The organism is Streptomyces sp. NBC_01197, assembly GCF_036010505.1.
Classification (GTDB): domain Bacteria; phylum Actinomycetota; class Actinomycetes; order Streptomycetales; family Streptomycetaceae; genus Streptomyces.
In genome coordinates this window covers 1965878-1990120 of the sequence record NZ_CP108569.1, presented here as the reverse complement: position 1 = coordinate 1990120, position 24243 = coordinate 1965878, and the positions used below count along the sequence as shown (strand labels likewise).

Sequence of the window (24243 nt, the reverse complement as noted above, 5' to 3'; positions counted from 1 at the left end):
ACGACGCTACAACTCCGCGAGCGCTCCGGCAGGGGTCTCGGAAGGGTCCGCCAGGGCCGCCGCGGGGCTGACGGCCGAGACCGTGCGCCGGGTCAGGGCCGCGTAGACCAGCCCGCCGACCGCGCCGGAGAAGAGGAAGCTGCAGTCCACTCCGCCGGTGAGGTGCAGCAGGGGGCCCTCATAGAACGGGGTGGAGACCGCGCACAGACCCACGGCCGCGCCGGCCGCCCAGGCCACCGTCGCCCGGACGTTCCAGCCGGATCGGTACCAGTAGACCCCGCCCCGGGAGCGGCGGTTGAAGACCTGGAGGGCCTCCGAGTCGTACTGGCCGCGGCACCGGACGTAGCCGATGACGGTGATCACGGCCCAGGGCGTGCCGATGGCCGTGAGCAGCAGCACGAACGAGGTCATCGCCGACTGGGCGTTCCAGGCGAAGTGGCCGATGAAGACGAAGAAGGTGGAGACACCGGCCACCACCAGGGTCGCCCGCGCACGGGTGGCGCGCGGCAGGATCGCGTCCAGGTCCAGGCCCATCGAGTAGAGCATGAGACCGGCGTTGCCGACCGAACCGGCAGACGCCGCGAGCAGCAGCGGGATCAGGTACCAGCCGGGCGACGCGGTGACGAGCGGTCCCGCGAAGTCGACGGCGGAACGGGCGGCGAGCGCGGTGTACGTGCCGAAGAGCTGCGGGACGAGCAGCCCGAGTATCAGGCCGGAACAGGTGGCGATCAGGACCGCGCGTGAGGTGTGGCGGCGCGGCGAGACATAACGGGTGTAGTCGCCGAGCAGGGTGATGAAGGCGATGGGGCCGCTGAGCCCGGCGGCGACGGCCGAGAGGAACCAGGTGGGCCAGAAGGAGCCGAGCAGATACCCGGTGTGCGGGGCGGCCGCGGTGGTGAAGTGGGGGGCGTACGCGAAGAGCCCGAGCACCAGCAGGAGCGTCATACCGATGGCGAGCGCCTTGCTGAGGCGCAGCAGGATCCGGTATCCGTACACCGCGCCGGTGACGGTGAGGGCGGCGAGCAGCGCGTAGACGATGGCGTGCATCAGGCCGCTGTCCGGCAGTCCGGTCAGCCGGGACAGGGCCCCGATCATTACGTCGCCGCCGGTCCAGAGCGTCAGCGCGGTGTAACCGAGGGAGAGCAGCAGGCCGACGATCGAGCCGATGAGCCGGCCGCGGACGCCGAACTGCGCGCCGCTCGATGTGGAGAGGTTGGTGCCGGTCCGCAGCGAGACCAGGGCGAGCGGTGCGGTGAGCAGTGTGCCGACGATGGTGCCGGACACGACGGAGGTGACGGCCGGCCACAGGCCGAGGCCGAAGGAGACCGGCAGCCAGCCGAAAATGATCACACCCAGGCAGAGGTTGGACCCCAGCAGGATGCTGATGAGATCGCGCGGACCGCTGGTTCGCTCCGCGTCCGGGATGGTGTCGACTCCGCGCTGTTCGATCGGCACGAGGTACCTCTCCGCTCGTCTGTTTGAGTGCTGCTCAATCTGAGACTTTCCGGTTTGGCATGTCAATGGTTTCTGTTCTTTCTATAACTGTTGTTTGAAGTTAGAGTGGCGTTCTAAACATGATCAATGGACGATTCATGGAAGCGAGTGGGCGTGAGACTGACCCCGACAGAGCGCGACCGGCTGCTGCTGTTCGGCGCCGCGGAGCTGGCGCGGGCGCGCCGGGCACGCGGGCTGCTGCTCAATGTCCCCGAGGCGACCGCGCTGATCGCCGACACGGTCTGCGAGGCGGCCCGTGACGGGCGGCGCCTCGCCGAGGCGATCGAGGCGGCGCGCTCGGTGCTCGGTCCCGGCGATGTGCTGCCCGGTGTCGCCGATGTCGTCGCCGAGGTGAACGTCGAGGCCGTCTTCGACGACGGATCGCGGCTCGCCGTGGTCACCGACCCCATCGGCGGCGGCTCGCTGGGCGATGACGCGCCCGGCGCCGTGCTGTCGGGGCCCGGCTACCAGGACCCCGTCCCCGAGGTGACGCTGTCCGTGCACAACACCGCGTCCGTGCCGGTCAGCGTCACCTCGCACTTCCACTTCTTCGAGGCCAACCCCCGCCTGGACTTCGACCGCGCCGCCGCCTACGGCAGGCGGCTGTGCGTGCCCGCGGGCTCGTCCGTGCGGTTCGGGCCCGGCGAGAGCGCCGATGTGGAGCTGATCGCGATCGGCGGCGACCGGATCGCGATCGGATTCGCGGGGCTGGTCGACGGACCACTGGACGCGCCCGGCGCGAAGGAAGAGGCCCTGCGGCGCGCGGTGGCCTGCGGATATCTGGGAGCCGGACGACGGGAGCCGAACAATGAGTGAGTACGCAGCCGTGCACGGACCCCGCGCCGGTGACCGGGTCCGCCTCGGTGACTCCGGGCTGACCGTCCGTGTCGAGTCCGACGCACAGCGGCCCGGCGACGAGTTCCTGGCCGGATTCGGCAAGACCGCCCGCGACGGACTGCACCTCAAGGCCGCCGCCGTACGCGAAACCTGCGACGTCGTGATCAGCAATGTGCTGGTGATCGACGCGGTGCAGGGCATCCGCAAGGTCTCCATCGGTATCCGGGAGGGCCGGATCGCGGCGATCGGCCGGGCCGGCAACCCCGACACCCTCGACGGGGTCGACGTCGTCGTCGGCACCGGCACCTCGATCGTCTCGGGCGAGGGGCTGATCGCCACCGCCGGAGCCGTCGACGCGCACGTCCATCTGCTCTCACCGCGCATCATGGAGGCCTCGCTCGCCTCCGGCGTGACGACCATCATCGGCCAGGAGTTCGGCCCGGTCTGGGGCGTCGGGGTCAACTCGCCCTGGGCGCTGCGCCACGCGTTCAACGCCTTCGACGCCTGGCCGGTCAACATCGGCTTCCTGGCCCGCGGTTCGTCGTCCCACCCGGCCCCGCTGGTGGAGGCGCTCGCCGAGGGCGGCGCGTCCGGCTTCAAGGTGCACGAGGACATGGGTGCGCACACCCGCGCCCTGGACACCGCGCTGCGCGTCGCGGAGGAGTACGACGTCCAGGTCGCCCTGCACAGCGACGGACTGAACGAGTGCCTGTCCGTCGAGGACACCCTGAGCGTCCTGGACGGCCGCACGATCCACGCCTTCCACATCGAGGGGTGCGGCGGCGGCCATGTGCCGAACGTGCTGAAGATGGCCGGGGTCCCCAACGTCATCGGCTCGTCCACCAACCCGACGCTGCCGTTCGGCCGGGACGCGGTCGCCGAGCACTACGGGATGATCGTCTCCGTACACGACCTGAAGACCGACCTGCCGGGCGACGCGGCCATGGCCCGCGACCGGATCCGCGCCGGGACGATGGGCGCCGAGGACGTCCTGCACGACCTGGGCGCCATCGGCATCACCTCGTCGGACGCGCAGGGCATGGGGCGCGCGGGCGAGACCGTGCGCCGGACCTTCGCGATGGCCGGGAAGATGAAGGCCGAACGCGGCGCGGAGGGCGACGACGACAACGCCCGTGTCCTGCGGTACATGGCGAAGCTGACCATCAACCCGGCCATCGCACACGGCCTCGCCCACGAGATCGGCTCCATCGAGACCGGCAAGCTCGCGGACATCGTGCTGTGGCGGCCGGACTCCTTCGGCGCGAAGCCGCAGCTCGTCCTCAAGTCGGGCTTCCCGGCGTACGGCGTGACCGGCGACCCGAACGCGGCGACCGACACCTGCCAGCCGCTGATCCTCGGACCGCAGTTCGGCTCCTACGGGGCGACGGCGGCCGATCTCGGCGTGGCCTTCGTGGCGCAGGCAGCCATAGACCTGGGCAGCGACCACATGCCGACCCGCCGGCGGCGCGTCGCCGTGCGCCACACCCGGGGCATCGGCCCGGCCGACCTGCGTCTCAACTCCCGTACCGGACAGGTGGATGTGAACCAGCGCACGGGTCTCGTCACACTCGACGGCGATCCGCTGGAGTCGGAGGCGGCGGAGTCGGTCTCGCTCAACCGCCTGTACTTCCTCTGATCCTGCTCTTCCGCTCCGCTTCCTCTGCACCGCAGCTTGTCACCGCTCAGCCTTCAACCAGCGTCAGACCGACCTCCCGGAGGACCCGCCCATGTTCCGTATGCCGCCCGAGTGGGCCCCGCACGAGCGCACCTGGATCGCCTGGCCCGGCCCCAACCCCACCTTCGACGACGAGGTCGGCCTGGCGCAGGCGCGCGAGGCGTGGGCCGCGGTGGCGCGGGCGGTCAGCCGCTTCGAGCCGGTGACGATGGTGACCGGCCCCGGCCAGTCCGCCCAGGCCCGTGAGCTGCTCGGCCCGGACATCGAGCTGGTGGAGCGCGATCTGGACGACGCCTGGATGCGCGACATCGGCCCGACCTTCGTCACCGACGGCGAGCGGCTGGCCGCGGTGGACTGGACGTTCAACGGCTGGGGCGCCCAGTCCTGGGCCCGCTGGGGCCATGACGCCAAGATCGGCGCGTACGTCTCCGACCTGGCCGGGGCCCAGACCCTCACCTCGGATCTGGTCAACGAGGGCGGTGCGATCCACGTCGACGGCGAGGGCACGGTCCTGCTGACCGAGACCGTCCAGCTCGGCCCCGAGCGCAACCCCGACTGGACCCGCGCACAGGTCGAGGCTGAGATCCACGCCCGGCTCGGCACCACCAAGGCGATCTGGCTGCCGCGCGGACTCAGCGGCGACTACGGCGAGTTCGGCACCCGGGGACATGTCGACATCGTGGCCGCGTTCGCGCGACCCGGTGTGATCGTGGCCCACACCCAGCCCGACCCCGCCCACCCCGACCACGAGCTGTGCAAGGGGATCGTGGCCCAGCTCCGGGCGGAGACCGACGCGAAGGGCCGCCCGCTGGAGGTGGTGGAGGTCCCGGCTCCGACCACCCTGAAGGCCGACGGGGAGTGGGTCGACTACTCGTACATCAACCACTATCTCTGCAACGGCGGAGTGGTGCTCTGCGCGTTCGGTGATCCCCGGGACAAGGCGGCGGCGGCGATCTTCCAGGAGCTATTCCCGGACCGGACCGTCGTACAGGTCGACGCCCGGACGATCTTCGCGGGCGGCGGCGGCATCCACTGCATCACCCAGCAGCAGCCGCTCGTCGGCTAGTCCCGAGGCAGGAGGCTCACCGTTGGACAAGGACGGGCCCGTGGCGGCCGCCGGCGCATCCCATATTCTGGGCGGCATGAACGAACCGGCGGCCCGCGCGCGCAAGAACGCCCCGCCTCGCGAGACCCTGCTGGCCGCGGCCATGGCCAGCATCGCCGTCGGCGGCCTGGAGAAGCTCACCATGGCGGGGCTCGGCCGCGAGGTCGGGATGAGCAGCGGGCACCTCCTGTACTACTTCCGCTCCAAGGACGAGCTCCTCCTCCAGACCCTCGAATGGAGCGAGGAGCTGCTCGGCATGGACCGCCGCGCGGCCCTCGCCCGGCAGGTGCCGGTCCGTGTACGGCTCGACGCCTACATCGACCTGTACGTCCCCGCGGGCCCCCGTGATCCGCACTGGTCGCTCTGGCTGGAACTGTGGAACCGGGCGCACGGCGTCGACGACGACACCCGCGCCCGGCTGCTCGACATCGAGCTGTCCTGGCACCGCGATCTGGTCGCCCTGCTGGTCGAGGGGGCGTCGCGCGGTGAGCTGCGCGCGGTCGACTCCGAGCGGTTCGCGACCCGGATACGGGCGCTGCTCGACGGCTTCAGCACCCATGTCGCGATGGCCCTTCCCGGTTCGGGCAGGCCCCAAGTCCTGGCTCATGTCGGCGAGTTCATAGACGAGGCGCTCGCCCCGTGAACCGGACGCCGGGGGAACGCAACGCACACAAGTACGCGTGATCGTTGCGTGCGGCCCTCTTGTGGGCCGTCAGGCGCCTGCGCCACCGTGAATCCCCATGGGACGAGAGCAGTGGAAGAAAGTCTGGGTGGGCTCGGCCGGCAACATGGTCGAGTGGTTCGACTGGTTCGTGTACGCCACCTTCGCGGTGTACTTCGCCGACGCGTTCTTCCCGAAGGGGAACGAGACCGCGAATCTCATGAACACCATGGGCATCTTCGCCGTCGGGTTCTTCATGCGGCCCGTCGGCGGCTGGCTGCTCGGCCGGATCGGCGACCGCAGGGGCCGCAAGGCCGCGCTGACCCTCACCGTCTCCCTGATGTCGGCGTCGGCGATCCTCATCGCGGTCGCCCCCACCTACGCGGTCGCCGGGTACGGCGGCGTCGCCGTCCTGCTGGTCGCCCGGCTGCTCCAGGGGCTCTCCGTCGGCGGTGAGTACGCGGCCAGCGCCACCTATCTCACCGAGGCGTCCGCCCCCGGCCGGCGTGGATTCGCCTCCAGCTTCCAGTACGTGTCGATGACCGCGGGCCAACTCGTCGGCCTGGGACTGCAGATCGTCCTCCAGCGCACCCTGTCCGAGGACGCGCTGCACAGCTGGGGCTGGCGCGTCCCGTTCATCGTGGGCGCTGTCGGCGCGGCCGTCGTCTTCTATCTGCGGCGCTCGCTCCTGGAGACCGAGGTGTACGCGGAGTCCGGCGCGGCGGCGGACGAGAACCGCGGCACGCTCCGGGCGCTCTGGGCCCACCGCAGGGAGGCGGTGCTGGTGATGGCGCTCACCATGGGCGGCACCGTCGCGTACTACACGTACACGACCTACCTCACCAAGTTCCTCTCCTCCAGCGCGGGGATGGCGAAGCCGACCGCGTCGCTGGTCAGCTTCTGCGCGCTGTTCGTCTTCATGTGCGTCCAGCCCCTGGCGGGCCTCCTCTCGGACCGGATCGGCCGCCGCCCGATGCTGATCACGTTCGCGGTCGGCTCGACGTTCCTGACCGTGCCGATCATGACGATGCTCAAGCACGCGGGCACGTTCTGGCCGGCCTTCGGCCTGGCGCTGCTCGCGCTGCTCCTCGTCACCGGCTACACGTCGATCAACGCGTGTGTGAAGGCGGAGCTGTTTCCGACCGGGATCCGCGCGCTGGGGGTCGCCCTGCCGTACGCGGTGGCCAACGCGCTCTTCGGGGGGACGGCGGAGTATGTGGCGCTCTGGTTCAAGAAGGCCGGGGCCGAGTCCGGCTTCTACTGGTACGTGGCCGGGTGCGCGGCCGTCTCACTGGTGGTGTATCTCACGATGCGGGAGACCCGCGACATCGATCTGAACCGGGCCGCTGTGCTGGGTGCGGCCGACCGTGCCCCGGAGGGCCTGGGAAAGACAAGCCCTTCCGCGCTGTGAGACCCGTCTGCGTCCGGCCGGGACCCCCGGATCCGCGGGCGTGGTCCGCGCCACGCCCGCGCGGAAGCTTGACCGCATCGTGAGATTCCCTCTACGGGGAGTGGACGGTGTGGCAGACTGCGACTGTGTCCTCGTTCGCCATGATTATCGGCAGCAGGCGCGCCGGTCCGCAGTGACCGCACCCGTACCAACCCGTACGGCGCGGCCACCGTGCCCCAGACCCGCGCGCTAACCCTTCGCACCCGCGAAGGGTTTTTTCGTTTCCAGGCCCCACCTCGGCCGGGGGACGAGGCGCACGCGAAGATGGGGGCAAGTGGAGCCAGACATTCCGGATCCACCCATCCGACAGGAGTCGATCAGCATGACCACAGAGGCCAAGGCCAGGGCCACGGACGACAGTTTCCATGTCTTCGACACGACGCTGCGCGACGGCGCGCAGCGCGAGGGCATCAACCTCACCGTCTCGGACAAGCTGACGATCGCCCGGCACCTCGACGACTTCGGCGTGGGATTCATCGAGGGCGGCTGGCCCGGTGCCAACCCCCGCGACACGGAGTTCTTCGCCCGCGCACAGCAGGAGATCGACTTCAGGCACGCCCAGCTGGTGGCCTTCGGCGCCACCCGCAGGCCCAACACCCCCGCCGAGGAAGACCCGCAGCTCAACGCGCTGCTTGAGTCCGGCGCCCCGGTGATCACCCTGGTGGCCAAGTCCCACGACCGCCATGTGGAGCTTGCGCTGCGCACCACGCTCGAAGAGAACCTGGCGATGGTGCGCGACTCCGTCTCGTACCTCCGCGCGCAGGGCCGCCGCGTCTTCCTCGACTGCGAGCACTTCTTCGACGGCTACAAGGTCAATCCCGAGTACGCCAAGTCCGTCGTACGCGCGGCGGCCGAGGCCGGCGCCGATGTCGTCGTCCTCTGCGACACCAACGGCGGGATGCTGCCCGCCCAGGTCCAGGCGGTCGTCGCCACGGTCATCGCGGACACTGGCGCGCGCCTGGGCATCCACGCCCAGGACGACACGGGCTGCGCCGTCGCGAACACCCTGGCCGCCGTCGACGCGGGCGCGACCCATGTGCAGTGCACGGCGAACGGCTACGGGGAGCGCGTCGGCAACGCCAACCTCTTCCCGGTCGTCGCCGCCCTGGAGCTCAAGTACGGCAAGACCGTCGTCCCCGAGGGCGCTCTGCCCGAGATGACCCGTATCTCGCACGCCATCGCCGAGGTCGTGAACCTCACGCCCTCCACCCACCAGCCGTACGTGGGTGTCTCCGCCTTCGCGCACAAGGCGGGCCTGCACGCCTCCGCGATCAAGGTCGACCCGGACCTCTACCAGCACATCGCCCCCGAGCAGGTCGGCAACACCATGCGGATGCTCGTCTCCGACATGGCGGGCCGCGCCTCGATCGAGCTCAAGGGCAAGGAGCTCGGCATCGACCTGGGCGGCGACCGCGCGCTGGTCGCCCGCGTCGTCGAGCGCGTCAAGGAACGCGAACTCCAGGGCTACACCTACGAGGCAGCCGACGCCTCCTTCGAACTCCTGCTCCGCGAGGAGGCGGAGGGCCGCGCCCGCCGCTACTTCCGGGTCGAGTCCTGGCGTGCGATCGTGGAGAACCGCCCGGACGGTACGCACGCCAACGAGGCGACGGTGAAGCTGTGGGCCAAGAGCGAGCGCATCGTCGCGACGGCGGAGGGCAACGGCCCGGTCAACGCGCTCGACCGGGCGCTGCGGGTGGGCCTTGAGCGGATCTACCCGCAGCTCGCGAGGCTGGAACTGACGGACTACAAGGTCCGCATCCTGGAGGGCAGGCACGGCACGGACTCGACCACCCGCGTGCTGATCACCACCAGCGACGGCACGGCGGAGTGGTCGACGGTGGGCGTCGCGGAGAACGTGATCGCCGCGTCCTGGCAGGCGCTGGAGGACGCGTACACGTACGGGCTGCTGCGGGCCGGGGTGGAACCGGCGGAGTAGGAACCGGCGTAGCAGGAACTGTCCGCGAGCCGGGCTCGGCTGCCGGCCCGGGCCCGGCCGGCCGGACAGGCCGGGCCGGGCCGACGGGACGAACGGTCAGCGCAGAAGCTTCAGGAGCCGCTCCCGCCGCGTCCGCGGCGGCGCGTCGGCGGAGTCGCCGCTCCTGGTGGCGGCGTGACGGGCGGGAGACGCGGGGGGCGCAGTAGGCGCGGGAGGCTCCGGGTAGGACGCGGACGCCGGGTAGGACGCGGACGCGGGCGCGGGGTACGGCGCGGGCTCCGGATAGGCCGCGGGCCCCGGATAGGACCCAGCCGCGGGATACGGCGCCGCAGGCCGCCGTTCCCCGGTGAAGTACTCGGCGTCCTTGGGCCGTTCGTCCGGCGAGACGCGGGGCCGCCGCCCGGGCTCCAGGTGCGGGATGTGCTTGGAGCAGTGGATGTACGCCTCCTCGACCGACAGATGTATCCACATCTGCGGCTGCCTGCCCGGCGCCGGGTCGGCCGGCAGGTGCGGATACAGGGCGTAGTGGTCGTGCGCCGAGTACACCTGGGCCCGCCCGTTCACATGCAGCCCGATGTGATGCTCGGTGAAGTCGATGAAGAGCATGCCGAGATGCGGGTTCTCGGTGATGTTGCCCGCACTCGCCACCACCCCGTTGCCGCGGTACTCCGGGTAGGTGAGGGTGTAGTCGTCGAGCACGGCGACGAAGCCGGGCGGCCCCGCCCGGAAACTCGCGTCGCACTCGCCGCGTGCGTCCGCCGTGGACAGGAACACCATGGACTGCCGGGCGATGAAGTCACGCATGGCCGGGGTGAGACAGGGCCGCATCTGCCGGTCGTAGAAGCCGGAGGCACGGTCCGCCGTCCCCAGCGCCTCCTGCAGCATCCGCTCCCCGGAGGAGCCGAACGTCCCGTCATAGGTGGTCACAGCTGATCGTCTTCCTCCTGGGCGAGGGCCCGGCGCATTGACGAGGCGAGTGCGGGCGCACCCCATGGGTCGTAGTGCAGCTTCCGCGGAGCGAGACCGCGGCGGAGCAGCACGTCGGCCGCCGCGGAGATCATCTGCTGGGGGCCGCTGAGGTACGCCTCGTGCCGGTCCCAGGGGCCGAACTCGGCCAGCACCTGGGGAAGGGAGCCGGTGCGGCCCACGATGTTCTGCTCGGAGACCGCCGCACGGACGGTGAGCCAGGGGTGGCGCTGGGACATACGGAGCATGTCGTCCAGGCCGTACAGTTCATCGGCCGTTCTCGCGCCGACGAACAGGTCCACACTGCGCCGGTGCGAGATGCCCTGCCGTGCGACCTCTTCGATCAGGGCCCGGATGGGGGCGAGCCCGGTGCCGCCCGCCACGCAGAGCAGGTTGTCAGTGGACGCCGGGTCGATGGCCATGTCCCCCTGGGGCGGCCCGATCCGCACCCAGTCGCCGACCGTTGTGTGGTCGACCAGGGCCTGGCTGACCCGGCCGCTCCGGACCGCGCGGATGTGGAAGGTCAGGGCCGAGTCCGCGCGGGGTGCGTGGGCGGGGGAGTAGTGGCGCCACTCCCTGGGCCACCACGGCGACTCAAGGCTCAGATACTGGCCCGCGGTGTAGGTGTACGGCTGGTCGGGCAGCACGGTGATTTCCGCGATGCCGTTCTGGTGGCGTACGTGCCCGATCACTTGGGCGTTCCAGGCCGCGGGGGAGTGCTGGGCGTTCTGCTCGGCGGCCCGCATCATGATGTCCGCGACGGTCCCGTACGCGCGTCCCCAGGCGCCGGCGGTCTCCGGGGTCCAGGCCGGGCCCGCGAACCGGGCGAGGGTTTCGAGGAGGCACTCGCCGACCGCGGAGTAATGGCCGTTCTGCGTACCGAACTTCCGGTGGTCCCGGCCCAGATGGGCACAGAAGCGGGTCAGGCTCTCGGGGTCGTCGACGAGTTCGACGATCCGCAGGAGCGCCCGGAGCAACCGGTCACGCTGGACATCCATGTTGGCGGGGAAGAGTTCGCGAACCGCCGGATACCGGGCGAAGAGGATCGCGTAGAAGTAGACCCCGAGCTCTTCGACCTGAGGTTCGATCACGCTGAGGCTGGCCCGTATGAGCGCTGTGTCGTGTTCGTTGCCGGCCAGCGCCCTCGGCAAAGGCGGCGAGGCCGCGTACTCCGGATTGAGCGGGGGAGGCGGCTCGGGAGCGCGCAGACCTGGCGCCACGGGCTCGCGATGGGTGGGGCTGCCTCGGCGGAACCATCTGCCGCCGCCGTGCGGCACTTCCCTCACCGTGCGCCGGTGGTCGGGCGCGACGCGGACGGGCCTTCGGCCTCGGTGCGTATTCCGGTCGGACCAGGTCTGTCCCTCATGTGCTTCCGTACTCCTCGGCTCCGTGGTCCTGCGGCGCTTGCCGACCGCAGGGCGGATCCGGGCAGCGACAAGTGCAGTTCCTTTGCGGCAGCCATTACAGCGAGGGCTTGATCCTCGCGCAACCCGCGCACGTCGGCGTGCTGTCCACATCGTGGACACAGGTCGTCCACAGGTCGTCCGCAGGCCGTCTGGCGCAAGGGATAGCCGGTCGTCCGCAGGTGTGATCAGCACGGCTGTGGACAGTTTCACAACCGTGTAGCGGGCACTTCGGCCGAGGCGGGATCCGAAGCTCTGCGTGAGCACTGAGGCGCCCTGGGTGGTGAACGGCGGGTGACCGGCTGCGCGGTGACCGCATCGCCGGGGGCCGGCGCCGACAGGCCGCGCGCCCCGGGCCGGTACACATCTGCGAAGCCCCCCAGGCCGGCCCGGGCCCTGGCGGAGGGCGGCGGCAGGCGCCCTCCGCCGGTGGCCTGTTACGCGGTGACGCCGACCGGCGCCGGCCGGGCGGCCGGGACGTGGCTGAGGCTCCGGTTACGCAGCTGGGCGTAGCCGGGACGGATGGTCTGGTCGATCAGGGCGATGCGTTCGTCGAAGGGGATGAACGCGGATTTCATCGCGTTCACGGTGAACCACTCCAACTCGTCCAGGCCGTATCCGAAGGTGTCGGACAGGTGCTGGAACTCCCGCGTCATCGTGGTGCCGCTGACGAGCCGGTTGTCGGTGTTGACGCAGACCCGGAACTTCAGCCGGCGCAGCAGGTCGATGGGGTGCCCGGCGTACGAGGAGGCCGCGCCCGTCTGGAGGTTGGAGGTCGGGCAGACCTCCAGGGCGATGCGGTGGTCACGTACGTAGGTGGCGAGCCGGCCGAGCGTGACGGACCCGTCGGCTGCGACCGTGATGTCGTCGGTGATCCGGACGCCGTGCCCGATCCGGTGGGCTCCGCAGCGCTGCACCGCCTCCTTGATGGAGGGCAGGCCGACGACCTCTCCGGCGTGGATCGTGATGTGCGCGCCGGCGGCCCTGAGGTGGTCGAAGGCGTCGACGTGCGCCTCCGGCGGATTGCCGATCTCGGCCCCGGCGATGTCGAAGCCGACTACCCCGGAGTCGCGGTGGGCGAGGGCCAGTTCGGCTATCTCCCGGGAGCGGTCGGCGTGCCGCATGGCGGTCAGCAGGGTGCCGACGCGGATGGCGCGGCCGCTCGCCGCGGCCCGGCGCTCGCCCTCGCGGAAGCCGTCGTTGACCGCCTCGACGACCTGCTCCGGACTCAGCCCGCCTTCGAGGTGCTGCTCGGGCGCGTAGCGGCTCTCGGCGTACACGACGCCGTCGGCGGCCAGGTCCTCGGCGGCCTCGGCGGCGACGCGGTACAGCGCATCGCGGGTCTGCATCACGGCGCAGGTGTGCGCGAACGTCTCCAGATACCGCTCCAGGGAACCGGAGTCGGCGGCGTCGCGGAACCAACCGCCGAGCTCCGCGGCGTCGGTGGTCGGCAGCCCCGAGTAGTGCGCGTCACGGGCGAGTTCGACGACGGTGGCCGGACGCAGACCGCCGTCCAGGTGGTCGTGCAGGAGAACCTTCGGCGCCTGCCGTATCTGCTCCTGGCTGAGGCTGCCGGTCTGTGCAGTGTTGAGCGAGTTGTTGTCTGACAAGTGCATGGGAGGGGAGTGTAGCCCCGGCGGGCCGGAACGCGAACGCGGGCCGCCCGGAGGTGTGCGCCGCCGAAAAAATGGCCGGCTGGGGGACAGCCCTCAGAGGGTCGGCAGCCGGCGGCGGTGCGGGGTCCGTGGTCAGCGCGACTGCCAGACGGGCAGCGCCGGCGCCCCGGTGGGCAGCATGTACTTGGCCGCGAGAACGGGGATCCGCCCGGCGTGGACCACCTGCGTCACCAGCACGGCCGGGGTGTCCGACGGCCGGTCGAACTGCGCGCCGCGGCGGCTGCCGAGCATGGTGGCGACCATGGTGGACGACCCCTTCAGCGCCATGCCCCGCCCCGTTTCCAGCAGTAGCCGGAGCATGGTCGACGGTGCGCCGGGCGCGGCGTCGAGCGCCTGCGCCGGGGTGAGGCCGAGACCGGTGAGCGTCTCCTCGGTGGCTGCCCACTCATGGGCGAGGCAGGACGGCAGGGAGTTGACCTCGATCATGCTCTCCCAGAACCGGACCTCGCCGTGCGCGGGGAGCAGCAGATGCTGCGCGGAGAAGTCGGTCGGCTCCTCCAGAGCCTGCGCCAGTCGTACGGTACGGACCGCCGCACCCCCGCCGAGCAGCTCCTCCATGGGCTTGAGGGTCTCGAAGCCGCGCTGTGGCGGGTGATGGTTCACGGTCCTGCCCACTCCGCGCCGCACCGTGATGACCCCGTCCTCCTGGAGCAGGATCAACGCCTCGCGCAGCGCGGGCCGGCTGACGCCCAGGTCGGCGGCGAGCCGGGGCTCGGTAGGCAGCTGGGATCCGGGCGGGTAGACGCCCTGATGGACCGCTTCCACGATCCGTTCGTACAGGACGACGACCGGGCGCCGCTGCTGTTGTCTGTCAGCCATAGCCATCTCCTGCGGTGTGATCGTGCTGTCCCGGCTGCCGCCGCCCGGCCGCTCAGCCTACGCAGTACGGCCACAGGCTGCGGTGTTGACGTCCGGCTGGGAAGACCGGCGTGGCAGAGCCGGGGCGCGGGTGGCGCTTGACAGCTCTTCGAGTGCGGAGGTAGACCAGTCCTTCACCATGCCTTGTCTGACAAGTGATCGGGCAAGGGATGAAAAGCGTTCCGGGCGCGGCCGTGCCGCTGCCCGGGAGCGCCGACTGCCGCACCTCCGCACACATCGGCGGAACCGGCCGGCAGTGGCGGACGAACGGGCCGACCCCCGCCACTCGCCACCCGCCACCCGTCATCGCCCGTCTCCGTCTTCGCCGTGCGCCGAAGGCCCCTCGGGCCGCCCCGCTCCGTACTCCCCGCTTCGCCCTCCCTCCTAGGAGCCGCCATGCCGACGTGTGCTGACCGCCCGGAGACGCCACGGTCCGACAGGTCCGGCAGGTCCGGCGGGTCCGACAGCCGTCCCGGAATGCTGCTGGCGCTGGCGCTGGCCGTGCTCGGCTACCAGCTCAACGCCACCATGCTCAGCCCGGCCCTCCCCGACGTCATGCGCCGGCTGCACACCACCAGCGGGCTCGTCGGACTCTCGCAGACCCTGTTCTTCCTGTTCGCGGCGGTCGGGCAGGTCACCCTGGCCCGGCTCAGCGACTACCGGGGCCGCAAACCGATGATGCTGCTGGGCTGCTTCCTGGTCATCGCGGGCGACATCGCCTGCGCGGCGGCCCCCGATATCGGGGTGTTCCTCGTGGGGCGCGTCCTCCAGGGCTTCTCCGCCGCGCTGTTCACCCTGGCGTTCCTGACCCTGGACGACACCCTCTCGGCCAAGGGCTTCGGCCGCGCCGCAGGCATCATCACCGCTGTCAACGGCGGTTTCGCGGGCGTGGACGCGGTCTTCGGCGGCCGCCTCGCGGACACTGTCGGCTTCCGTGGCATCTTTCTGGCCGGTCTCGTGGTGTCGGTGGGAGGCACCCTCGCCGTGTACCGGACCGTCCCCGCGACGCCACCGACCGCGACGGGCCGTATGGACTGGCGCGGCACCTCACTCCTGGCCGTCGGGCTGACGGGCGTGCTGATCGGCCTGGCGCAGGGCGAGTCATGGGGCTGGCTCTCCGTGCCGACCGGGGTCTGTGTGCTGGGCGGCCTCGCCTCTCTGGTCGCGTTCGCGCCGGCGGGCCGGGGCACCGGCGACGCCGTCATCGACACGAAGCTCCTCGTCTCGCGCCGCGCCTGGCCACTACTGGCCACGACCGTGCTGACCCTGGCCGGCGCCTTCGGGGCGCTCACGCTCACCGTGCCGCTGTTCACCCAGGACCCGCAGGCCGGCTACGGCATGAGCGCGACACACTCGGCGCTGCTGTTCGCGACACCGGCCCAGGCCATCGGCGTGATCGGCGCTCCTCTCGCGGGCATACTCGGCCCGCGGATCGGCTGGCGCCGCAGCGTGGTCCTCGGCTCTGCCGGTTCCCTGATCGCGTTCGTTGTCGCGGTGCCGTTCATGACCCATCAGTGGATCTTCGCTGCCGCGCTCGCGGTGCTCGGGATCACGTACAACGGCCTGAGCATCACCGCCCTCAACGGCCTGGCCGTCCTCTCGTCCCCCGATGACCAGAAGGGCGCGCTGCCCGGCCTGAACGGTGCCTGCTTCGGGATCGGCGCCTCACTCGGTACGGCGCTGGCCTCCGCCCTGATCACGGTCGCGGCCGGCGGCGGCGCGCACGGCTCGGGCCGGTACGAGCCCGCGCTGTGGGCCTCGTGCGGACTGCTTGCCGTGGCGATGGTGACGACGGTGGCGATCAAGGCCGTACCGAAGGACGCGGCGCAGGCGGACGGTGGCCGGGTGACGGTGCCCGCCATCCACGGGTGAGCGGTGGAGCCGCCATCGGACGCAACTCCACCGCACAGCCGGGCAGATGGTGCGGATGACTACGCGTGGGCGCTGATCACACCGCCGGAACTGAGCACGATGTAGATGCCGTTGGCGTCGACCCCGGTGTCGTGCTGGTTCGCGTTCAGCGTGGCGTCCACGCCGTCGTGGCCGATGATCTGCGCGCGGTACTTGCCCTCGCCGAGCTTCGTGACCTTGGTCTTCCAGCCGCCCGCGAGCTTGAACGTGCCCGGCCCCTGGTGCCCGCCACCCATCCAGGCGTGGACCTCGCCGCCCAGCGTGAGCACGACGAACATGTCATTGGCGTCGAGCCCGGCGTCGGCGTCCTGCTCGGGCGTCTCCAGGGTGGCGAAGACCTCACCCTTGTGGACGAGCTTGGCGAGGTAGTGCTGGGGGCCGACCTGGTAGATCTTGGCCGTGCTGCCGTCCGGCAGAGGCTGGGTGTGGATCGGGGACGCCGTGGTCTCGGTCGTGGTCCGGGTCCTGGCCGTGGTCTGGGAGTTGTCCGCGCCGGTCTTGTCCGCGCTGGTCTTTTCCGCACTGGTCCGGGAGTCGCTGTGCGCGGCGCCGTTGCCGGTGGAGTCGGCGATGGAGACGGAGTCCTTCTTCTCCGGGCCGGCGGCGTCCTCGCCCCCGCTCTGGCAGGCGGTCAGCGAGAACGCCGCAGCGGCGGCGACGGCCACCAGCCCGGCGGAACGGGCGGTACGGCGGGTGCGGCGAGTGGTCATCATGGAAATCCCCCACGGGTGTCAAAGCCCGGCCCTTCCGCCTGCTCCCACAGGGCGGCCGACCGGATCTTCTGTTAGCTACACCCTGTGAGATGGAGCCCGGGGAGGGGTTGTTCGCCGGGTTCTGTCCGCACTTGGTAACAAGGGGACCTGACGCCGCAGACCGAGACAGCGCTCGGCGAGGAAGGCGGCCCAGGCCTGCGGGGTGCCGGTCAGGACAGGACCGTTGGCGGCCTTGGAATCACGGACGTGGATGGCACGGGGTGGGCGGCGACTTCTGCGCAGTTGCCGTCGCCGCCGCTGCAGCTCTGACGGTGGAGAGGCGGGCTCGCGCCGGTGCGCCGCCACCCGGGAACGGGTCGCGGCGCACCGGCGTACACGAGGGGCGGTAACGGGCCCGTGATCAGGCGGACTTGATCGCCGAGATGTCGAAGGCCAGCTTGACCTTGTCGCTGACCATGACGCCACCGGTCTCCAGGGCGGCGTTCCAGGTCAGGCCCCAGTCGGAGCGCAGGATCTCGGTGCTGCCCTCGAAGCCGACGCGCTGGTTTCCGTAGACGTCGGTGGCCGAGCCGTTGAACTCCAGGTCGATGGCGAGCGGCTTCGTGACGCCCTTGATGGTCAGGTCGCCGACGATGCGGTACGTGTCGCCGCCGAGCTGCTCGGCGCGCGTGGAACGGAACGTCATGTGCGGGAACTGCTCGGCGTCGAAGAAATCGCCGCTGCGCAGGTGGCCGTCGCGGTCGGCGATACCGGTGTCGATGCTCTCGATCCGGATGTCGATGGCCGCGGTGGACTTCGACGGGTCGGTGCCGTCCAGGTGCAGCGTGCCCTCGTGCTCGGTGAAGGAGCCGCGCACGTTGGTCACCATGGCGTGGCGCACGGTGAAGCTGATGGCGCTGTGCGCCGGGTCGATGCTGTAGTCACCGGACAGGGCGGCCAGGGCGGGGTCCACCGGGAGGGTGGTGGCGGTGGCGGCCGGGGCGGTGGGGGACTTGCGGTTGAACAGAGCCATGGCTCCTCCTCGGGGACGGGTGGTGCGGGGGTGAGTGCACAGGTGGCGTCCAAGGTGGTTGTTTAACCTTCAACCTTCGACGGGATTCACTGTAAGGGCATCTGGTTCAAAATTCAACATCTTCGACGACGGGTGCGGAGGCGAGCGCGCGGATCGGTGTGCGATGCACGGTGACGGCCCTCTGGCGACGCGCGTAGAACTACGGCACTATCTGTCCCGCTCCACCTGCACAGCGGCCCCACAGGCAACGCGAACAACGCCGACATCGCACTCAATGCAGTCATCGCTGTCCTCGCAGTCATCAGCAGGAGGAATCCCCAATGAAACTCCGCCCGGTTCTCGCCGCACTCACGCTCGTCCTCGGTGTCCTCTTCGCGCCCGGCGTCGGCGTCCTCGGAGGCGCCACCGACGCCTTCGCCGTGACGAAGATCAGTCACGCCACCGCCACGTCGATGTTCCGCTCATCCGGCATCACCTGGTCGTCGTCCGGCGGCTGCTCCGACCGGAACGTCGCCACCTGCACCTCCTTCGACCAGCTCAACCTGGCCACCGCGCAGGGCGCCCAGACGCTGAAGGGGGCGCTCGGCTGCGCGATGAACATCACCGGAGGCACCGAGACGGGCCACGCGTCCGGCACGTACTCGCACTGGAACGGCTACAAGCTCGACATCGCCAAGACCACCTGCCTGACGAACTACGTCAAGAACACCTTCACGTACATCGGCCTGCGCGGTGACGGCTACCCGCAGTGGAAGTCCGGCGCTGGCAATGTGTACGCGGACGAGGGCAGCCACTGGGACGTCACGTTCTACAACTGCGGCGGCTGCTAAGGGCTGTCCCGCAATTCCTGGTGGATCAGCGCGCGGCGTCAGATGCGGTGCATCGCAAGGCGGAGGGACGTCCGCATACTGGATGTATGTGGACGTTCCGGCAACGCGGCGAGGTGCCGTAGCTGTCGTCGCGCGCCCGCCGGGAATTGCGGGACAGCCCTTAGGTAAGAAGGGCCCGTTTGTCTCACCGCTCAGCGGGTTCCCAGGCCCTGGGGAGACCACCACTCGGCCATGAAGCGGAACTCGATGGCGAGGACCAGTACTGCCTCGTGCAGATCTGGCGGATCAGTCAGACGTGACAACCTGTGGGCCGCTCCCAAAGGCGGCCCACAGTCCGGCCAGACCGCCTTCACGCATCTGATCCAGTCACCAATGGTGACGGCGAACGGGTCGTAATTCAGGATGCCGCCGTTCTCGTATCAGGCGCCGGGCCTCCTGGTCCTCCACCGGGTCGATGAAGCGCCGCGGGCCGGCTTACTGCTGGTCGGTGAAGTGCGGGTCCTTCTTCTGGTTGTAGATCTCCTCGCCCGACGCGTTGAAGGCATGGACGTAGGGGCTCGGGCCCGCATACTGCGGGCCGGGGTTGTCGGTGGAGCGAGCCGCCGCGTAGACGAACGCGCCGCCCGCCATGACCGCCGGGTACTGCTTCGGGTCGTCGCCGTAGCTGATGGCGATCTTGGCAATGTTGGATTTGTAGTGCCCGGCGCCCAGCATGAGGTATCGCCCCTGGCCGACGGGCTCGCGAACGGAGTCGAAATACTCGATCGTATGGCCGGTGCCCCACAGGCGATTGTTGATGAACGTGGGCGGGGAATCCTGGCTGTTGCCCTTGTCGCCCTTCGACTGGCACTGCACGTACTGATCGGCGGAGTTGACGGCGATGACCACGCCGTCCCCGTCCTGCGAGGCGACGGGAGCGCGGGCCGCGGCCACCGCGTGGTAGCGCGATGCATCCGAACCCAGGCAGGAGGCCAGGATCTTGGCGACGGTCCCGGCGTCGATCGGGGTCGTCGCCCCGCTGGTGATGGTGAATGCGTCCGGGGCGGAATCCGTACGGGCCGACGACGGCGCCGAGCCGGCTCCGCCCGACGTGGAGCCGCGCATTGTGCTCGGACTCGGTGACGCGACGGCGCTCGTCGGGTTTCCGGCGGGGCCGGCGAGAAGCGGCTTGGCATCCCCTGCCCCGCTGAAGACGGCCACGGCCGCGACGCTCACCGCCGCGACCCCGGCGGCAACACCTAGCGGCACTCCCATCCGCGTCGCAGCGAAGCACGGTTGTCCTCTGGACCGACCTTCATCAGTAGCTCCTCTCGGGTCCGCCGGTGGTTCGGCAGATCACGATCGGAAGGAGCCGCAGGCCACGGCAGAGCCGAGTCGCGGTCAAGCACCGTCTCCGATCGCCGGCGCCAGGCATGCAAGAACACGGTCGACGTGAGGTCTTCAGCCTCGGACCAGTCGGCCGTCCGCCGGAACAGGTAGTTGTAGACGGTCTTCCCATGACGGTCGAAGATCTGGCCGAACGCCTCCCGGTCGCCGTCGACGGCCCTCGCCCACAGCTCCCGGTCAGATGTCCCTCCGACCGGTACGGCGGGACCGGCGTTGTTCAGTTCCATGCTGTGTACGTGTCCGGCAACCGGCCGAAGGTTCCCGGACGTTGCTTGATGCCGCACCGGTTCTTCCCCGCACCGGCTTGGACTTTCGGACAGCGGCTGTTGGACTGCCGCTGTCCGCGGGGGCGTTGGGCGTTGACCGGGTGGTCAGGCGCGGATACCCAGTGACCATGTCCCGAAGATTCAGATCCGTCCGCGCGCTCGTCGCCGCGTCCTCCGCCGTATTCGCCCTGGCCGGGCCCCTCCCGTCCGCCTCCGCCACCACCGCGCCCGCGACCGGAGCCGCCGGGGGCGCGGCCGTCATCGGCTCGGCCCAGCTCTCGGTCGCCGTCGCCAGGGACTTCCCGCGGGTCGTCTCGTACACCGACCGCACCACCGGATCGCGGCTGCTCGGCAGTACGCAGCCGGTCACCGCAGTCACCCTCAACGGCAAGCCGTACCCGGTCCAGGTGAAGGGCGCGCCCGTCGTCCGGGCCGCGTCCGCCGCATACACCCTCACCTTCGCAGCCCTGGCCGGGGTCGAGATCGACGCGAAGCTCTCCGTCTCGGGACGCGTCACCACGTTCAAGGTGACCGCCGTACGGGACACCGCGGCGTTCCGGGTCGGGACCATCGACATCCCCGGCCACGACCTGGTCTCGGTGGGGTCCGACGACGCGGGAGCCGCCACCGCCTTCACCCGGCTCGACGCGGATTCGACCCGTACCGCCGATGTCTTCGGCAAGGTCACAGCGGACACCAAGGCCGACGCCTCGCCGGTCGGGGCGACGTACGCCATCGTCAGCACCGGGCAGCTCGCCGCGGCCGTCGAGTCCAACTCCTCGTACGACAAGCCGGCCGGCGCCACCAACGGCGACGCGGCCCGCTTCTGGCACCAGGCGCAGAAGGAGGCCGACGGCAGCGTCCGGGTCGGCGTCCGGTCCGGACAGTGGACCTACCGGGGCGCGGGCGCGGCCAAGCCGGAGACCGGGAACAACCTGCCCTGGGCGAAGGTCGTCGTCACCCCGGACGCCAACGGTGACAAGACCGTCGACTGGCAGGACGGCGCAGTCGCGTTCCGTACGATCGGCATCGAGCCCAAGGGCGGGAACGAGACGCCGGACCGGGTGATAACCCACATCCCGTTCAACTTCGCCAGCCAGGCCACCCACCCCTTCCTCCGCACGCTGGACGACGTCAAGCGCATCTCGCTCGCCACCGACGGCCTCGGTCAGCTCGCGCTGCTCAAGGGCTACCAGTCGGAGGGCCACGACTCGGCGCACCCCGACTACGGCGGCAACTACAACACCCGGGCCGGCGGCCTGACCGACCTGAACAAGCTTCTCAAGGACGGTAAGAAGTGGGGCGCCACGTTCGGGGCGCACATCAACGCCACCGAGGCCTACCCGGTCGCCCACCACTTCGACGACAGCCTGGTCGACAAGGGCGCACAGGGCTGGAACTGGCTTGACCAGAGCTACTACATCGACCAGCGCCACGACATCAACAGCGGCGACCTCGCCGCCCGGCTCCAGCAGCTGCGGAACGAGACCGACCCCAACCTCTCGCTGCTCTACCTGGACGTCTACTACACACACGGCTGGATCGCCGACAAGACCGCCGAGGCCGTCCGCGAGCAGGGCTGGAACCTGGCGTCCGAGTGGGCGGACAAGTTCGAGCGGGACACGCTCTGGTCGCACTGGGCCAATGACCTGGACTACGGCGACGCCCACAACAAGGGCCTCAACTCGAAGATCATCCGGTTCATCCGGAACGACGAGAAGGACGTCTGGAACAACGATCCGGTCCTCGGCCAGACCGCCATCCAGGAGTTCGAGGGCTGGACGGGCGAGACCAACTGGACGAAGTTCTACGACACCGTCTGGCAGAAGGACCTCCCCGCCAAGTACCTCCAGCACCAGAAGATCACCCGCTGGGACGGCAACGACATCACCTTCACCGGCGGGGTCACCGGCACGGTCAAGGACGGCAGGCGGGCCGTCTACGACCACGGGCGGCAGGTCATCGACGGGACCGGCTACCTGATCCCGTGGGACGGCGGAAAGAAGCTCTACCACTACAACGAGGCCGGCGGCACGACCAGTTGGGAGGTGCCGGGGAGCGGCGCGTACACCGTCTACAAGCTCACCGACAACGGCCGCACAAGCGTCGGCACCGTCAAGCCGGTCAAGGGGCGGATCACCCTGACAGCGGCCGCGGGCCAGCCGTACGTGCTCTACCCGGACCACGCCCCGAAGCAGGCCGACCCCCGCTGGGGCCAGGACACCCTGGTCAGGGACCCCGGCTTCAACGACGCGAAGCTGAGCGACTGGCAGCGGACCGGCACCGCCGTACGGGCCACCGACAGCCAGGGCCGCAACAGCGCCGCGCTCTCCGGAAGCGGCACGGCGGCCGTCTCCCAGCAGCTCAAGGGACTCAAGCCCGGGGCCCGCTACTCCGCATCCGCCTGGATCGAGGTCCAGCCCGGCGGTTCGAGGCGTACGACGCTCTCGGCGGGCGGGAAGTCGGTGGCGGTCGAGCGGTCGACCGCGAAGAACATGGTCGCCGCCTCCGACTGGCACGGCACGTACTTCCAGCGGGCGGCGGTCAACTTCACGGCGCCGGGGAACGGCGCCACCACGCTCAGGATCGAGGCCGCGAAGGGCTCGGCGGCCACCGTGCGGCTCGATGACATCCGGGTGGTGGCGAACGCTCCGACGGTCAGGGCGGGAACGGTCGCGTCCGAGGACTTCGAACACGTCGACCAGGGCTGGGGCCCGTTCCTCAAGGGCGACGCGGGCGGCGACACCGACCCCCGCACCCATATCGCGCAGAAACACGCCCCGTACACCCAGGCGGGGTGGAACGGGAAGGCCATCGACGACGTCGTCGGCGACGGCCAGTCGCTGAAGTCGCACGAGGAGAACACCGGCCTCGTCTACCGGACCGCGCCGTGGACCGTCCCGATGGCCGAAGGACACGCGTATCAGGTGCAGTTCGACTACCAGTCGAGCGACGCGGGCGCCTATGCGTGGGTCGACGGCTACGACCGTGCGTCGGGCTCCGGCGCCGCGTCGGTGGAGACCCGGAGCACCCCCATCGGCAGACAGCGGACCACCGGGCACTTCAGCGAGCAGCTCACGGCCGGCTGTGGGGACACCTTCACCGGGCTGCGCAAGGCCGAAGGGGCGCCCGACGGCGCCGACTTCGTGCTCGACAACTTCACGGTGACCGACCTGGGCCCGGCGAGCGGACAGGCCGCCTGCGGCACGCTCTCCGTCGACCCGGCCGGCCAGACACTGGAACCGGGTGCGAAGAACGAGGTCTCGGCCACCTTCACCAACTACGAGGCCACCGCGGCGACCGGTGTATCGGTGAGCCTGGACCTGCCCCACGGCTGGCAGGCCGAGCCCGCGGGGCCGGTCACCTTCGACACCGTGGCCCCTGGAGCCAAGGCCACCGGCAGCTGGCAGGTCACCCCGCCGGTGGACGCGGCATACCAGCCGTACGAGCTGCGCTCCACCGGCTCGTACACGGTCGGCGGCAGCACCCGGAAGCTGACCGCGTCCGCCTCGGTCCGCACGCTCCCGCCGCCGCCCACCGAGGACAGCTACGCGAGCGACCTCGACTGGACGTCCATGGTGAACGGCTGGGGACCGGCCGAGAAGGACATGGACAACGGCGAGACAGCGGCGGGGGACGGCACACCGCTGACCATCGGCGGCAAGGTGTACGCGAAGGGGCTCGGCACCGCGTCGCCCGGCACCATCCGCTACTACCTGGGCGGCCGGTGCACGTCCTTCACCGCGCAGGCGGGTCTCGACAGCTCGCAGGGGACGCGCGGCAGCGTGCAGTTGAGTGTGGTCGCCGACGGCACGGAAAAGGTGAAGTCGCCGGTGCTCAAGGGAGCCGACGGTGCCTGGCCGCTGACGGCCGACGTGACCGGGGCGAAGTACGTCGACCTCGTCACCGGTGACGGCGGCGACGGGCCGGGCAACGACCACGCGGACTGGGGCGACGCCCGCTTCCACTGCGGCGGCTGACGGGCCGGCCGCTGGCGGTTGAAGGGCGGCTGCTTGAAGGTCGGCCGCTTGAAGGCCGGCCGGGAAAGCGCTTGCTCCCGGTTC

At 70.4% G+C, this 24243-nt stretch carries 18 protein-coding genes and 1 pseudogene; 9 read left to right on the top strand and 10 right to left on the bottom strand.

The genetic code is table 11. The annotated features are described in order from the left end of the window. Positions 1-6: 6 nt before the first annotated feature. Positions 7-1455, bottom strand: a complete 1449-nt coding sequence (locus OG452_RS08845) for a cytosine permease (RefSeq protein ID WP_327295054.1) — start codon at positions 1453-1455, stop codon at positions 7-9. A 153-nt stretch (positions 1456-1608) separates the two neighbouring features. On the opposite strand from OG452_RS08845, the gene ureA reads away from it, so the two are divergent. The 6 genes from ureA to cimA all read left to right on the top strand — a co-directional run bounded on the left by ureA (position 1609) and on the right by cimA (position 9158). After that, positions 1609-2310 carry an urease subunit gamma gene (ureA, locus tag OG452_RS08840; protein WP_327295053.1) on the top strand — a complete coding sequence of 234 codons (702 nt, stop codon included), beginning with the start codon at positions 1609-1611 and terminating at the stop codon, positions 2308-2310. Continuing rightward, on the top strand, positions 2303-3967 hold the full coding sequence (locus OG452_RS08835; RefSeq protein ID WP_327295052.1) for an urease subunit alpha: 1665 nt from the start codon (positions 2303-2305) through the stop codon (positions 3965-3967). Before ureA ends, OG452_RS08835 begins: the two co-directional genes overlap by 8 nt. A gap of 91 nt (positions 3968-4058) precedes the next feature. Further along, entirely contained in the window at positions 4059-5072 is a 1014-nt protein-coding gene (locus tag OG452_RS08830; protein ID WP_327295051.1) for an agmatine deiminase family protein, read from the top strand. A gap of 76 nt (positions 5073-5148) precedes the next feature. Beyond that, on the top strand, positions 5149-5754 hold the full coding sequence (locus OG452_RS08825; RefSeq protein ID WP_327295050.1) for a TetR/AcrR family transcriptional regulator: 606 nt from the start codon (positions 5149-5151) through the stop codon (positions 5752-5754). Positions 5755-5851: 97 nt separating this feature from the next. Next, entirely contained in the window at positions 5852-7183 is a 1332-nt protein-coding gene (locus OG452_RS08820; RefSeq protein WP_327295049.1) for an MFS transporter, read from the top strand. A gap of 361 nt (positions 7184-7544) precedes the next feature. Beyond that, positions 7545-9158, top strand: coding sequence for a citramalate synthase (gene cimA / locus OG452_RS08815; RefSeq protein ID WP_327295048.1), 1614 nt, complete (start codon positions 7545-7547; stop codon positions 9156-9158). Between the two features lie 246 nt (positions 9159-9404). On the opposite strand, the pseudogene OG452_RS08810 reads toward cimA, so the two are convergent. The 4 genes and pseudogenes from OG452_RS08810 to OG452_RS08795 all read right to left on the bottom strand — a co-directional run. Then, positions 9405-10043, bottom strand: a pseudogene (locus OG452_RS08810) (pyridoxamine 5'-phosphate oxidase family protein); the annotation flags it as partial. Positions 10044-10081: 38 nt separating this feature from the next. Continuing rightward, positions 10082-11215, bottom strand: coding sequence for a globin domain-containing protein (locus tag OG452_RS08805; protein WP_327295047.1), 1134 nt, complete (start codon positions 11213-11215; stop codon positions 10082-10084). Between the two features lie 749 nt (positions 11216-11964). Continuing rightward, positions 11965-13143: an adenosine deaminase gene (locus OG452_RS08800; RefSeq protein ID WP_327295046.1), complete on the bottom strand. Its 1179-nt coding sequence runs from the start codon at positions 13141-13143 to the stop codon at positions 11965-11967. 132 nt (positions 13144-13275) lie between these two features. Then, positions 13276-14022 carry a GntR family transcriptional regulator gene (locus OG452_RS08795; RefSeq protein WP_327295045.1) on the bottom strand — a complete coding sequence of 249 codons (747 nt, stop codon included), beginning with the start codon at positions 14020-14022 and terminating at the stop codon, positions 13276-13278. A 435-nt stretch (positions 14023-14457) separates the two neighbouring features. Here OG452_RS08795 and OG452_RS08790 point away from each other — a divergent pair, with 435 nt between their 5' ends. After that, positions 14458-15933 (top strand): MFS transporter, encoded by a 1476-nt coding sequence (locus OG452_RS08790; RefSeq protein ID WP_327295044.1) that lies wholly within the window; start codon positions 14458-14460, stop codon positions 15931-15933. Between the two features lie 59 nt (positions 15934-15992). On the opposite strand, the gene OG452_RS08785 is transcribed toward OG452_RS08790, so the two are convergent. The 3 genes from OG452_RS08785 to OG452_RS08775 all read right to left on the bottom strand — a co-directional run bounded on the left by OG452_RS08785 (position 15993) and on the right by OG452_RS08775 (position 17697). Next, on the bottom strand, positions 15993-16682 hold the full coding sequence (locus tag OG452_RS08785; protein WP_327299561.1) for a hypothetical protein: 690 nt from the start codon (positions 16680-16682) through the stop codon (positions 15993-15995). 78 nt (positions 16683-16760) lie between these two features. After that, positions 16761-17030 carry a DUF397 domain-containing protein gene (locus tag OG452_RS35395; RefSeq protein WP_442809983.1) on the bottom strand — a complete coding sequence of 90 codons (270 nt, stop codon included), beginning with the start codon at positions 17028-17030 and terminating at the stop codon, positions 16761-16763. A 55-nt stretch (positions 17031-17085) separates the two neighbouring features. Next, positions 17086-17697 carry a YceI family protein gene (locus OG452_RS08775; RefSeq protein ID WP_327295043.1) on the bottom strand — a complete coding sequence of 204 codons (612 nt, stop codon included), beginning with the start codon at positions 17695-17697 and terminating at the stop codon, positions 17086-17088. A 320-nt stretch (positions 17698-18017) separates the two neighbouring features. Between OG452_RS08775 and OG452_RS08770 the strand changes: the two genes are divergently transcribed. Continuing rightward, positions 18018-18527 carry a hypothetical protein gene (locus OG452_RS08770; RefSeq protein ID WP_327295042.1) on the top strand — a complete coding sequence of 170 codons (510 nt, stop codon included), beginning with the start codon at positions 18018-18020 and terminating at the stop codon, positions 18525-18527. A 474-nt stretch (positions 18528-19001) separates the two neighbouring features. Here the strand turns inward: OG452_RS08770 and OG452_RS08765 are convergent, their stop codons facing one another. Together OG452_RS08765 and OG452_RS08760 are read right to left on the bottom strand one after the other, a co-directional pair. Beyond that, positions 19002-19781 carry a hypothetical protein gene (locus OG452_RS08765; RefSeq protein ID WP_327295041.1) on the bottom strand — a complete coding sequence of 260 codons (780 nt, stop codon included), beginning with the start codon at positions 19779-19781 and terminating at the stop codon, positions 19002-19004. Continuing rightward, complete coding sequence (locus OG452_RS08760) at positions 19766-20140, bottom strand: RNA polymerase sigma factor (protein ID WP_442809982.1); 375 nt, start codon at positions 20138-20140, stop codon at positions 19766-19768. The genes OG452_RS08765 and OG452_RS08760 overlap by 16 nt, the downstream gene beginning before the upstream one ends. Before the next feature lie 167 nt (positions 20141-20307). On the opposite strand from OG452_RS08760, the gene OG452_RS08755 reads away from it, so the two are divergent. Further along, complete coding sequence (locus OG452_RS08755) at positions 20308-24159, top strand: endo-alpha-N-acetylgalactosaminidase family protein (protein ID WP_327295040.1); 3852 nt, start codon at positions 20308-20310, stop codon at positions 24157-24159. Positions 24160-24243: the final 84 nt, after the last annotated feature.